The following is a 12,779-nucleotide window of genomic DNA, read 5'->3' on the forward strand; positions in this document are numbered from 1 at the left end:
ACCTCCTTTAACGATTTGCACAACAGTATCTGATCATTTCATTGCATGTGTAATGGACTTTGCCATCTGATGTAGTGGAATGACTTGCGATACGCATCCCAACTCGATTGCCGCGCGCGGCATGCCGAAGACGACGCAGCTTTCTTCACTTTCGACAAAGGTTGAAGTTACGCCCTCGTCGGCCAACCGTTTCATCATTTTCGCACCGTCACTACCCATTCCCGTCAACAGCACGATATGCCGTTTCAGTCCCTTCAACGGCAGTAGTGATTCGAACAGGGAATCTACTGATGGACGATGTCCGTTGCGGGGCTCACCTTTGGATAAAGCAATCGAATAATTCCCCTCTGCATTGCGCACGGCCATCATATGCATGCCACCTGGTGCAATGTAAGCTACCCCAGTCTGCAGCACATCGCCATGCTGCGCTTCCCTTACTTCAATATCACTGTAATTGTTCAAACGTTCAGCTAATGATTTTGTGAAATTAGGCGGCATATGCTGAACCACCAATATCGGTGCGGGAATATGTTTAGGTAATGCTGACAACAGCTCTTTCAATGCACGCGGACCGCCCGTCGATGTTCCAATGGCAACAATTTGCTCAAATCTCGTTGAGTTGGCTGCATTCGCTGTTCCAACGAATTCTAAGGCACTCAGATGCGTGACATCTAGGCGCTCTTCGTGATTACATATAGGATGTAATTCCTCGTTCGCATTCGGAGCAACTGGCTTCCCCGCACGAGTACGGCCAATAATCGGCGTATCTTCCATGCTGCGCTGTGTCTGCATTTCCTTCGCTGCCAATTTTGCAGCCGCTCTAGAAGTAATCGGGCTCTTCGCTCTCTGCTTATTTCCATCATCTGTACGAGACTTTAAACCGGATTGATGCGGAGGCCTTGGGACGAGCTCTTCTGTCGATAAAGCAGCTGCGTACTCCCGCTTTAGCCGCTCCCCTTGTTCCCGCAGTCGTTCCAGCTGACGCTTTCTTTCTTGAGAAGCAATTGCAGTATGCAGCTTCTCCCGCAGCATTTCTCCAACCTTATGTATATCTTTCGTCCCACCCGCAGGGCTTGGTTTACATACGAAGTCAAAAGCTCCATATTCAAGTGCGGATAATGTCTCCGAGCGCCCTTCTTCTGTTAAACTTGACAGCATAATGACCGGGGTAGGGCAATCTGTCATTATGCTCTGAAGTGCTACGAGGCCATTCTGAATCGGCATCTCAACATCCAGCGTCACTGCATCTGGCTTCAGTTCCATCACTTTGTGTACAGCATCTACACCATTAGAGGCAGTACCGATAATCTCAAAGGAATGATCCTGGATAATTAAATCAGATATAATCGTTCGCATGAAGGCCGAGTCGTCCACGACAAGCACTTTCTTGGTTGTCAATTTCTCATCACGCTCCCTAAGCAGCCATTTGTGAATGCTGCGTCCTCCATTTCTTCATGCCTTACATTTAGGAGGACCATCTGCCCAGCCATTTCCGCAAAAATTGCTTAACCCCTCCAGCTTGTCCAGTCTGCCCGATTCCGTGAATGTAAGCATTGGCTAGTTCACGAAGCTGCTTGGCAACTATACATTGTGGATACAAAATAGCGAATGGAATTTGCCTCTTTACGGCCTGCATCACATGGGGATCATCATATAAAATCCCCAGCGTCGGAATCGGACGATTCAAGAATCGCTCCGCTACCGTTGATAATCGCTCAGCCGTCTGGCTTCCCTCTTTCCAATCTGAAGCTCGGTTGATGACAAGACGGAACGAATGATCAGGTCTCGCAGCGGAAACGACCTTAATCAGTGCATAGGCATCCGCAATGGATGTTGGCTCAGGTGTGGTTACAACAAGCGTCTCATCCGCTGCTGAGAGAAATTGCATCGTCTCCTTACTCAGCCCCGCTCCCGTATCAAACAAGATGACATCATACTGTGATGACCATTTCTCCATTTCTTGGATGAAGTGTTCAATATGAACGGAAGGCATATCCAATAATTCTTGGAATCCGGAGCCTCCTGGAATGTAGTGCATTCCTCGAGGACCTACCTGAATAATATCCTGCAGGGAGTGCCCGTCTCGCAAGACGTGCATGAGGCTCACACCTGATGTCGCACCGAGCAGAACATCAATGTTCCCCATGCCGATATCCGCATCGAATACAAGTGTTCGATACCCCGCATCTTGTAGGGAGAGCGCGAAGTTCAACGTAAAATTGGATTTTCCCACGCCGCCCTTACCGCTCGTAACGGCAATAATACGTGCAGATCGAACTTCAGAGCTTCCCTGCGCCATCCGAGATGACACCGTGGAACCAACTCTTTCATGACGGGATTCTACCAACTGTCTTAGTCCTTCTGCTTGATCGTAGCTCATTTCGTCATGCACCTACTATTCGTCTTACCGCTTCATCCACCTGGAACGGCTCGATATCGTCCGGGACATTCTGTCCTGTAGTTATATAACTGAACGGAATCGTCGTTCGATCTGCAAGTTCAAGCACTGAACCGAATGTATCTGTCTCATCCGCCTTCGTGAATATGATCCGATCGATGCGCTGTCTTGAGAATCGCTCCAGTATAGCGATCATATCTTCCGTCTTGGAAGTTAAGCTCAAGACGAGGAATGTCTCACTGTCTGGGAACGGCTTAAGCATCGTATTCAACTCATTCACATACATATCGTTGCGGAAATTGCGCCCTGCTGTATCCATAATGATCAGATCACAGCCTTGAAGCGCCCGCAATGCCCGTTCCGTGTCATTGGGCGAGGTCACAACCTCCATCGGAACGTTCAATATCGATGCATATGTTCTGAGTTGTTCAACAGCTGCAATTCGATAGGTGTCAGAAGCAATTAGACCTACCTTGCGTTGATGATGGAACATTTGATCTGCAGCCAGCTTCGCAATCGTCGTCGTCTTACCTACACCAGTCGGCCCAACGACATACAAAATGCGGGTAGCAGGTGTCAATCCATGGACAACATGCGACTGAAGCTTCTCTTCTACGATATCTTTCACATAGCCCCTCAGCACATCAGAATCAGGCTCTTCCTCACGGTTCAACTTGCATTGCTCCCAAGCCTGCTGCACGTATCCATATGCAGCCTCTTGCGACAGTCCTTGAAGCCTGAGATGACGCTCTACCTCCTGTGCACTCTCTGACCATGAATCATAGTTGACGCGCTCCATTACTTTACGCATCATCCGTTTCATTTCAGCCAATTCTTTCTGTAAATGCGGGTCAGTCGGATCTTGTTCAATCGATGTCATCGGCATAACGGCCCGTTCAGACCGTGCAAATGGAAGCTGCGTCCAAGGCACAGCAGTACTCTCTTCTTCTAAATCAGCCGACATCGTCTGCATGGTATTTGGAGGCTGAACCGCCCTATTAGAGCTCATTGACTGCGGCATGCGACCAGCTGCATCTGCCTGCGGTTGGGCGGTTCCACGTTCCACATTTTTTGCAGACTGACCATTGCTGCCGCCTCCCCCATACATGGAGCGAGCAACCGATGAAGGAACATACGATTGCATCGTCCCATTGACAGGAGGAGTATTGGGTTCTGTGGAAGACTTGGCTGTAGGCTTAGCTTGTTCGTCGACCGCCGCCACTACTTCAATAGCTCGCTTACGGAACATGCCAAGAATACCGCCTGTCTTAACTTCTTTGGTACTGACAATGACCGCATCTTTTCCAAGTTCTTGCCTGATTTGACTCATGGCCTCCGGCATCGTTTCGACGAGGTATTTTTTCACCCTCATACATTCACCACTCCGACGCTTTGAATTTCAACATTTGGTTCAAGCTCATTGTAGGACAGAACCGGAACATCCTGCATCGCACGCTCCATAAGCTGCCGCAAGTACATGCGAATGTTCGGAGATGCCAGCATGATCGGCGAATGTCCGGTCTGTAGCAGCTTCTGAATCTGTTCACTCATGCGCTGATATACCTGCTGTGTCGTATTCGGATCTAGAACAAGGTAAGAACCATGCTCGTTCTGCTGCACATTGTCCGAAATTTTCTTTTCCAAGCTTGGTCCAATTGTGATCACACGCAGCGTCTCGCCTGGAGTTGAATATTGCTGTGTAATCTGGCGAGCAAGCGCTTGACGCACATATTCCGTTAATACATCCGGATCCTTCGTATATGTACCGTAATCTGCCAGTGTTTCGAATATGGTTACCAGATCGCGAATCGAGATCTTCTCTCGCAGAAGCTTCGCCAGAACTTTCTGAACATCCCCGATCGTCAATACATTTGGAATCAGTTCATCCACAAGAGCAGAATATTGTTCCTTAACCGTTTCAACAAGCGATTTCGTCTCCTGACGTCCAATAAGCTCGTGTGCATGCTTTTTAACGATTTCAGTCAGATGCGTAGCCACAACAGAAGGCGGATCTACTACCGTATATCCTGCCAATTCGGCACGCTCCTTCATCGCATCATCCACCCATAATGCTGGTAGTCCGAATGCCGGCTCTACCGTTTCAATTCCTGATACCGATTCATCATCATAACCGGGATTCATCGCCAGATAATGATTGAGCAGAAGCTCCCCTCGGGCTACCGCATTGCCCTTAATCTTGATGACATATTCATTCGGCTTCAATTGGATATTGTCTCGAATGCGGATGACAGGAACGACCAAGCCGAGCTCTAACGCGCATTGGCGTCGAATCATAATAATACGGTCGAGCAAATCCCCTCCTTGCTGTGTATCCGCAAGCGGAATGAGTCCATAACCGAACTCAAATTCAATCGGATCAACCTGCAGCAAATTGATTACACTCTCTGGACTGCGCACTTCTTCAATCTGCAGTTCTTCCTCAAGCTGCTCTTCTTCGATTTGCCGCTCATCGATGTTCTTCTGCATCCGATATCCGGCAATCCCAAGAATGACAGCAAATGGAATCGTAGATCCTATTCCAATTGGCGTAAGTAATCCAAGTAACGCGATCGTGCCTGATACGATATAGAGCAGCTTCGGATAAGCAAACATCTGCGCTCGCAAATCTTCTGCCAAGTTTCCATCAGATGCCGCCCTTGTTACGATAAGACCTGCTGCGGTCGAAATAAGAAGCGCTGGAATCTGGCTGACAAGTCCATCACCAATCGACAATATCGAATAAGTAGATGCTGCATCGCCAAATGATTTTCCATGCATCGCCATTCCGATAATGAAGCCACCGATCAAGTTAATAAGCAGGATGATGATACTTGCAATCGCATCCCCTTTTACGAATTTACTGGCACCGTCCATGGCGCCATAGAAATCCGCTTCTCGGCTAATCTTATCGCGGCGATCACGGGCCTGCTGTTCGTTGATAAGTCCTGCATTCAAGTCTGCGTCAATTGCCATTTGCTTACCCGGCATCGCATCGAGCGTAAAGCGTGCTGATACTTCAGCGACCCGCTCAGAGCCTTTCGTAATAACAATAAACTGTACAATGACAAGAATGAGGAAGACGACAAGACCAACCGCAATATTTCCCTGGGTTATCCACTCACCGAATGTGGCAACAACGTCACCAGCTTCGCCATTCGTAAGGATTTGCTTCGTAGTGGATATGTTCAATGCGAGTCGGAACAATGTCGTAATGAGCAGCATAGCCGGGAAAATCGAGAAGTTCAACGCTTCCCTCGTATTCATGGCAATGAGCAAAATCATGAGCGCGATCGATATATTGATTACGAGTAAAATGTCAAGCAACCAGGTCGGTATAGGTAAAACCATCATGAGTACGATACCGATAATACCGACCAAGACGAATAAATCTCTCGTTTTCACGGAATGCACCCTCCATCCTTGATCAAGATTAATCAATTGCCTTTGCCTTTTACTTTGTATACGTATGCCAGTACCTCAGCCACGGCTTGGAACAAATCGGCCGGAACGGTATCGCCAATATCGGCCCTCTGATACAAAGCACGGGCGAGCGGCTTGTTTTCCATCGTTATGACGCCGTGTTCCTTGGCAATCTGTTTAATACGGAGCGCGACGTAATCCTGTCCCTTGGCTACAATCTCCGGTGCTTCCATCGCACCACCATCATATTTCAGTGCAATTGCGAAGTGCGTCGGGTTTGTAATGACGACGTCTGCTTTCGGAACCTCCTGCATCATACGCATGAGTGCCATACGTCGCTGTCGTTCACGAATTTTACCCTTAATGAGAGGGTCACCTTCGGTCTTCTTGAATTCGTCCTTAATGTCCTGTTTTGACATCCGTAAGCTTTTCTCGTATTCATATCGTTGGTACATGTAATCCAGAGCGGCAAGCACACATAACGCCACTCCAATCTTCATGCCAAGCATAAGTGTCAAATGCCCTGTAAATGACATGATGTCATTCAGAGGAACATGGGACAGCATGACGATCGTATCTCGCTCCCCCCACAATGAGGTGTAGACGATTACACCGATCGTTGTGAGCTTCATAATCGATTTCAGAAATTCAACTACAGAACGCATGGAAAAAATATTTTTGAAACCTTTTACCGGATCAATCTTCTCCAGCTTCATCTTCAGCGGCTCACCAGTAAATAAGAAGCCCACCTGCATGTAGTTGACGACGAGCGCAATAACGATTGCTGAAATAAACAACGGTGCCAGTATAACCATCAGTTTAAGAAATATGGAACTGAAGTAGTCCAGCACATTGTTCGCCGTCACATCCATTGTAAGCCGATTCTGCAGCACATCTTGGAACAGCTCGACGATCCGATCCTTCATAAAACCGCCGAGCACGAACAAGCAAGAGAACCCAGCCAAGAGAATGAACGCTCCTGAGAGATCCATACTTTTGGCAACTTGCCCTTTCTTGCGGGTTTCTTGCCTCTTTTTCGGCGTTGCTTTCTCTGTCTTCTCTTGCGAGAACAGCTGCAAATCAAGAGGATAACGCAGTACATATGCGTGGCGATTCGACTCATCTCTGTGTACATCGTGAAGCTGCTTCATCATCTCGCCCCCTGCATCATGCGTAGCAGCTGATCGAGCGCTTCGAACAGCGTAGAGAACAATTGCTGCAGTACGTAAACAAGACCTGGTACGACTAGCAGCAGCATAAGAAGACCAACAATTAGCTTAAGCGGAATCCCAACGACGAAAATATTGAATTGCGGCGCCGTTCGCGCTAGAAATCCAAGTGCTACGTCCGTTAAAAATAGAGCGACGATAAGCGGTGCAGACACTTGGAAAGCAATGGTGAATGCTTCAGTGAATGACTTAACAATGAAATCTGTAATATTCCCATTTGCGATTTGAGCAAAAAAAGCATTCTCATCTAGCGGCAGCCACTTAAAACTTTGCATAATTCCGTCGATAAAGTAATGGTGGCCATTCATTCCAAGAAACAATAGAACAACAAATATGTATTTAAAGTTGCCCATCACAGGCGAACTTGCCCCGGTCAACGGGTCAATGACATTGGCCATGCCGAACCCAATCTGCATATCGATGAACGAACCTGCTGTCTGCACGATAGAGAAGAACAGCTGTGCTAAATATCCGATGAGCAGGCCTATCATTATTTCCCGGACAATATAAATGATATAAGTTACATCTGTCGGTACACTCTTACCAAGCCCAAACAATAAATAAGCGATTAAGCTGACAAAGAATGCAAGTCCGATCTTGAACCTAATCGGCACGCCTCGGGAAGAAAAGACAGGAACAGCGACAAAGAACGCCGTGATTCGACACATCGAGAGCAAAAAAACAGGGAAAGCTTGTACGAGCATTTCCATGGCTTCACTGCCTAACCGATATAATGATGCAAATTATTTAAAATATTGTGCGTAAAATCCACGAGTGTCGTTAAAATCCAGGGTCCGAACAACAGTACAACGATCATAACTGCCACAATTTTCGGTACGAACGCAAGCGTCTGCTCCTGAATTTGTGTCGTCGCTTGAAAAACGCTTATTAACAATCCGACGACCAAGGCAACTACCAACATCGGTGCGCTCACTTTAAGAACAGTGAACACAGCCTGTCCTGCCAGACCCATAATAAATTCTGCACTCATGTTCATTCCTCCCGTTCGCCATGTCTGACTCGCGTCATGTATTGAAGCTCATGAGCAGCGATTTCACTACAAGATACCAGCCATCTACGAGCACGAACAATAAAATCTTGAACGGCAGCGATATCATAACCGGAGGCAGCATCATCATCCCCATGGCCATAAGCGTACTGGCCACAACCATATCAATGACCAAGAATGGAATAAAGATCATAAATCCCATTTGGAACGCCGTCTTCAACTCACTGATCGCGAAAGCAGGCACGAGTACGGTTAACGGAATATCTTCGTATGTTTTCGGTTTATCCGTTTTGGTGTATTTCATAAATAAGAGCAAATCTTTCTCACGTGTATGTGAGAACATAAACTTCTTCATCGGAACAGATGCCTTCTCGAGCGCTTGGGTCTGGTTCAACTCACCCTTTAAATACGGCTGTAGGGCTGATTGATTCACTTCGCCAATTGTCGGGGACATCACAAACAAAGTTAGAAAGAGCGCCAGACCAATCAACACCTGATTGGGCGGCATCTGCTGCGTCCCTAGGGACGTCCGCACGAACCCAAGGACAACCACAATTCGTGTGAAGGAGGTCATCAGCACCAGAATTGCTGGAGCTATGCTCAATATCGTAATAAGCAGCAAAATCGAAATTGATGATGCTCCCGGTTGTCCTCCGCCCCCGACCTTAATGTCGATGTCCGGAATAATGGGAGATGCCATAGCCCAATGAGCTGACATGCTGGATACAAACAGTGCGACGGTTACAGATAGTAACAATTTTTTGTTCATGAATCCATCTACCGATCTTCTTTATTATCTTCCTTCAATAACTGCTCCACTTGCTCGCTGCGCTTTGGCATGCGCTCAAGCTTCTCATGAAACATTTCATGGAATGAGACTGACTCCGTCTCTTCTGGCTTCGTGTTACTGTCAATAGTTCGTCCATTGCGTCCAACTCGCAGACGTTGTTTCCACTCCGACCAGGATGTTGGCCATGCCGCTGTCGGCTGCTCGCGTTCAAGCGCCGCGGTAAAGCGTGCCGCTTGGGCCGGATCGGATATTTTATCGATAAGCGTAATATCTTCCCCAATGCCCAATACATAGACGACATCGCCAACTTCTACGATTTGCATCGACTTGTTTGGTCCGAGGCCGGTGCCGCCCAACGTTCGGATACTTTGGTTCATTTGCCACATTCGGTTTTTGCGGCTTAACAGCTTGATGAACAGCACGATAAGTACGATGATGACGGCAAGTGACAACAACACGGTCAATAAGCTCGATAAATATCCATCGACACCAGATGATTGCATCAGTTGACCGCTGTCAGTTTTCATACAATTAACCTAATGTCTTCTTGATTGCTTCGATTACGCGATCCGCTTGGAACGGCTTCACGATGAAGTCCTTCGCTCCTGCTTGAATCGCATCAATAACCATTGCCTGCTGTCCCATCGCGGAACACATAATGACTTTGGCATTCGGATCGGATTTGCGAATTTCTTTAAGCGCTGTAATTCCATCCATTTCCGGCATTGTAATATCCATTGTAATCAGGTCTGGTTTATGTTCTTTGTACTTTTCGATCGCCTGTGCACCGTCCGATGCTTCCGCGACAACATCATAACCATTTTTAGTTAAAATGTCGCGAATCATCATTCGCATAAACGCTGCGTCATCTACGATCAAAATACGGTTTGCCATCGTTGAGAATCCTCCCCAAATCTTATTGTAGTTTTTGAATTCGATCCCACTGATTGATAATATCTGTGACACGCACGCCGAAGTTCTCGTCGATTACAACAACCTCGCCCTTCGCGATAAGCTTGTTGTTGACAAGAATATCGACAGGCTCGCCTGCCAGCTTGTCCAGCTCGATAATGGAGCCCTGGGAAAGCTCCAAGATGTCCTTGATCTGTTTGTGTGTCCTACCTAATTCTACTGTGACTTTGAGTGGGATGTCCAACAATAAATTTAGATTAGATTCATCCGTTTGTTGGTATGGAGCCGATTGGAAACTTGCGAATTGCACAGGCTGCACGTTCACATTCCGATTCGGTGCAGTCCCAAATGCTGCAGCATGATCTCCACGTATATCCATACCAGGTGTATGCATTGGAGCTGTTGTATAAGGTTGCTGCATAGCATGCCCTCCTCCCATTGGATCATGATAGCCCTGCATCGGCGGCATATGGGATTCCATTGCCGGTTGAACTGGTGCTGTCATAGACGGTTCATAAGCTGATTTGGCTTCAGGCTGCATTTCTGCAACCGGAGTTTCTGCAGCAGCCGCAGGTTCATCTGAAGCTGAGCCAAGCAGCAGTGAAACCATATTCCGCGCAAACGGAACTGTTAATATTTGCATGATCGTTGAATCGATCAGATCACTAATCGTCAATCGGAACGATACCTTAACGAGTACATTATCTTCAGGCAATGTATCTACGCCTGTTCCATTAGACATATCCAAGATGCCAATTCCAGGAGGAGAGATATTCACTAAGCGATTGAAGATGGTAGACATCGAAGTTGCTGAAGATCCCATCATTTGGTTCATAGCTTCTTGAACGGCACTAATATGAATTTCAGTCAAATCATGACTCGTGTTCGTGCCATCTCCACCAAGCATCAAGTCTGCAATTACCTGAGCATCCGATGTTTTGATAACGAGTGAGTTTACACCCTCAAAGCCTTCTACATAGCGAACGTGTACGGCCACGTGCGGCTTCGGAAACTCATTCTCCAAGTTCTCACGCTGAAGCAGCGAAATGCGAGGCGTTGTAATCTCTACTTTCTTGCCAAGCAGCGTGGACAATGCTGTTGCTGCACTGCCGAATGTGATGTTGCCAATTTCACCCAATGCATCAATTTGAATCGGGTCCAAAAACTTTTCAATGGAAGGAGTACCGGCTTCTTCGGCAGACGGTTCATCTGATGATCTCTTCAACAACGCGTCAATTTCCTCCTGTGACAAGTAGTCCTTACTCGTCATGCTCTTCCACTCCTTCATCTACAACGTGATCGATTTGTACTGAGACTCGATCCTTATACACACCAGGTGTTCCTATATATTTCTCGCGTTCGCCGACCCGAATTGACAATCCACTGTCAACCGGCTTATTCAACGCGATCACATCGCCAACCGCGAGCTGCATTAGCTCATGCACCGTAATATTGGATGTCCCCAGTTCCACCGATATCGGCAGCTTCGCCTTTGTTACGCGCTGGCGTAATTTTTCAACTTCAATCGGCTCTCTTGTCTTCTTCTCTGATACGAACCAATGGTGCACAGAGAGCTTCGGCATGATCGGCTCAATGACGACATGCGGGATACACAAGTTGATCATCCCCGTCGTATCCCCGATTTTCGTGCTCAAGGAGATGAGCGCTATCGTTTCATTCGGCGATACGATCTGCATGAACTGTGGATTCGTCTCCAATGCTTCAAGTCTTGGTTCAATATCAAGGACATTTTTCCAAGCTTCTTGCAAACTGTCGAACGCACGGCTGAATATTCGCTCCATAACCGTCGTCTCAATCTCTGTTAACGCATTGATTTTCGATGGAGCCATACCCGTACCGCCCAACATGCGATCCAGCATCGCAAAGGCTACGTTAGGATTTACTTCGAGTACCATTCGCCCCTTGAACGGCTCAGCCTCGAAAATATTCAGAATCGTCATCTTCGGAATAGACCGAATAAATTCGTCATACGGCAGCTGTTCTACCTGTACGACATTGATTTGTACAAATGTCCTGAGTTGCGCAGAAAAATATGTCGTTAAATATCTGGCAAAATTCTCATGGATGCGTGTTAAGCTGCGGATATGATCCTTAGAAAATCGAACAGCCCGCTTAAAATCATAGGAGCGGATTTTACGCTGCGTCTCCTCTTTCTTCAGCTCTTCTGCATCCATCTCACCTGAGGACAACGCCGCCAGCAAGGCGTCAATCTCGTTCTGTGACAGCACGTCAACCAATCGTTTCACCCCCTTACAGGAATCAACTACAACAGATGTAACCGCCCTTGTTAGAGGCGTTGCATAATGAAATCGGTCAAGTCGATTTGAATGACCTTGCCCTCTGGCAACTGCTTGTTAATCAATTCGAGCAGCTTGGAACATAACTGATCTTGTCCCTTCATGCCTTGCAGTTCCTCCGGCTTCATGTCTGCGAGCGTACGTAAGATCAATGGTTTAATACGCATGTCTTTGATCTTGTCAAACTGCTCCTTGGTCTTCTTGCTGTCCAATTGAAATGCGAATCCTGTCAGTACGATATAGTCGTGATCTGCCAGGTTCGTCTTGATTTCATTCATACTGGACGTCATTTCTACAATTTCATCGGCAGACAGTCTAGGCACAGCAATGTTCCCAGTCGGGTTAGCTTGTTTCCCTGGTGTTGAGTTCAACATCATAATAACTACCAGTGCAATTAACGTGAGCGCTAGCAGCACCGTAATCATCCACGGCAGCATTCGTTTCATGGTTGTCCCTCCGATAATTCTGTCTTCTTCGTTCCGGCAATAATGCCTACAGAACGTATGTATTGTTCAATGCAACTAATGACTTCCTGCCCTTTCTCCAGCACAATAAACTTCTTGCCTGTCGTCAGGGTAATATACGTGTCGGGTGTCTCCTCTACAGACTCGATAAGAAGGGCGTTCACCCATACAGGCGATCCATTCAATCTCGTAACAGATATCATTCTATTCCTCCTTTCGAGCGCCGTCCGTCATCCCGC

General features: G+C 47.2%; 14 protein-coding genes. All 14 read right to left on the bottom strand.

The genetic code is table 11. The annotated features are described in order from the left end of the window. Positions 1 to 33: 33 nt before the first annotated feature. The 14 genes from M3661_RS16360 to M3661_RS16425 all read right to left on the bottom strand — a co-directional run bounded on the left by M3661_RS16360 (position 34) and on the right by M3661_RS16425 (position 12,743). Positions 34 to 1,398, bottom strand: coding sequence for a protein-glutamate methylesterase/protein-glutamine glutaminase (locus M3661_RS16360; protein WP_251486743.1), 1,365 nt, complete (start codon positions 1,396 to 1,398; stop codon positions 34 to 36). A 67-nt stretch (positions 1,399 to 1,465) separates the two neighbouring features. Further along, positions 1,466 to 2,380: a MinD/ParA family protein gene (locus M3661_RS16365; protein WP_142543621.1), complete on the bottom strand. Its 915-nt coding sequence runs from the start codon at positions 2,378 to 2,380 to the stop codon at positions 1,466 to 1,468. 4 nt (positions 2,381 to 2,384) lie between these two features. Then, positions 2,385 to 3,770 carry a flagellar biosynthesis GTPase FlhF gene (gene flhF, locus M3661_RS16370; protein WP_251486745.1) on the bottom strand — a complete coding sequence of 462 codons (1,386 nt, stop codon included), beginning with the start codon at positions 3,768 to 3,770 and terminating at the stop codon, positions 2,385 to 2,387. Continuing rightward, on the bottom strand, positions 3,767 to 5,800 hold the full coding sequence (gene flhA / locus M3661_RS16375; protein WP_021256538.1) for a flagellar biosynthesis protein FlhA: 2,034 nt from the start codon (positions 5,798 to 5,800) through the stop codon (positions 3,767 to 3,769). Before flhA ends, flhF begins: the two co-directional genes overlap by 4 nt. A 32-nt stretch (positions 5,801 to 5,832) precedes the next feature. Then, the gene (flhB, locus tag M3661_RS16380; protein WP_021256539.1) at positions 5,833 to 6,969 is read right to left on the bottom strand and encodes a flagellar biosynthesis protein FlhB; all 1,137 of its coding nucleotides are present in this window, start codon (positions 6,967 to 6,969) and stop codon (positions 5,833 to 5,835) included. After that, positions 6,969 to 7,757 (bottom strand): flagellar biosynthetic protein FliR, encoded by a 789-nt coding sequence (gene fliR, locus M3661_RS16385; protein ID WP_251486747.1) that lies wholly within the window; start codon positions 7,755 to 7,757, stop codon positions 6,969 to 6,971. The genes flhB and fliR overlap by 1 nt, the downstream gene beginning before the upstream one ends. Before the next feature lie 11 nt (positions 7,758 to 7,768). Next, positions 7,769 to 8,038, bottom strand: coding sequence for a flagellar biosynthesis protein FliQ (gene fliQ, locus M3661_RS16390; RefSeq protein WP_021256541.1), 270 nt, complete (start codon positions 8,036 to 8,038; stop codon positions 7,769 to 7,771). A gap of 34 nt (positions 8,039 to 8,072) precedes the next feature. Further along, the gene (fliP, locus tag M3661_RS16395; RefSeq protein ID WP_021256542.1) at positions 8,073 to 8,825 is read right to left on the bottom strand and encodes a flagellar type III secretion system pore protein FliP; all 753 of its coding nucleotides are present in this window, start codon (positions 8,823 to 8,825) and stop codon (positions 8,073 to 8,075) included. An 8-nt stretch (positions 8,826 to 8,833) separates the two neighbouring features. Further along, the gene (locus tag M3661_RS16400) at positions 8,834 to 9,373 is read right to left on the bottom strand and encodes a flagellar biosynthetic protein FliO (protein WP_021256543.1); all 540 of its coding nucleotides are present in this window, start codon (positions 9,371 to 9,373) and stop codon (positions 8,834 to 8,836) included. 4 nt (positions 9,374 to 9,377) lie between these two features. Continuing rightward, positions 9,378 to 9,740, bottom strand: a complete 363-nt coding sequence (locus tag M3661_RS16405; RefSeq protein ID WP_005550576.1) for a response regulator — start codon at positions 9,738 to 9,740, stop codon at positions 9,378 to 9,380. A 22-nt stretch (positions 9,741 to 9,762) separates the two neighbouring features. Further along, positions 9,763 to 11,028, bottom strand: a complete 1,266-nt coding sequence (gene fliY / locus M3661_RS16410; protein WP_065291894.1) for a flagellar motor switch phosphatase FliY — start codon at positions 11,026 to 11,028, stop codon at positions 9,763 to 9,765. Next, positions 11,018 to 12,016: a flagellar motor switch protein FliM gene (gene fliM, locus M3661_RS16415; RefSeq protein WP_021256545.1), complete on the bottom strand. Its 999-nt coding sequence runs from the start codon at positions 12,014 to 12,016 to the stop codon at positions 11,018 to 11,020. Before fliM ends, fliY begins: the two co-directional genes overlap by 11 nt. Positions 12,017 to 12,066: 50 nt before the next feature. Then, positions 12,067 to 12,522 carry a flagellar basal body-associated FliL family protein gene (locus tag M3661_RS16420; protein WP_021262458.1) on the bottom strand — a complete coding sequence of 152 codons (456 nt, stop codon included), beginning with the start codon at positions 12,520 to 12,522 and terminating at the stop codon, positions 12,067 to 12,069. Further along, a complete protein-coding gene (locus tag M3661_RS16425) occupies positions 12,519 to 12,743 on the bottom strand; it encodes a flagellar FlbD family protein (protein ID WP_021256547.1) in 225 nt (74 codons plus the stop codon). Before M3661_RS16425 ends, M3661_RS16420 begins: the two co-directional genes overlap by 4 nt. Positions 12,744 to 12,779 lie beyond the last annotated feature (36 nt).

Source organism: Paenibacillus sp. MER 180 (assembly GCF_023713665.1).
GTDB lineage: Bacteria > Bacillota > Bacilli > Paenibacillales > Paenibacillaceae > Paenibacillus_B > Paenibacillus_B suaedae.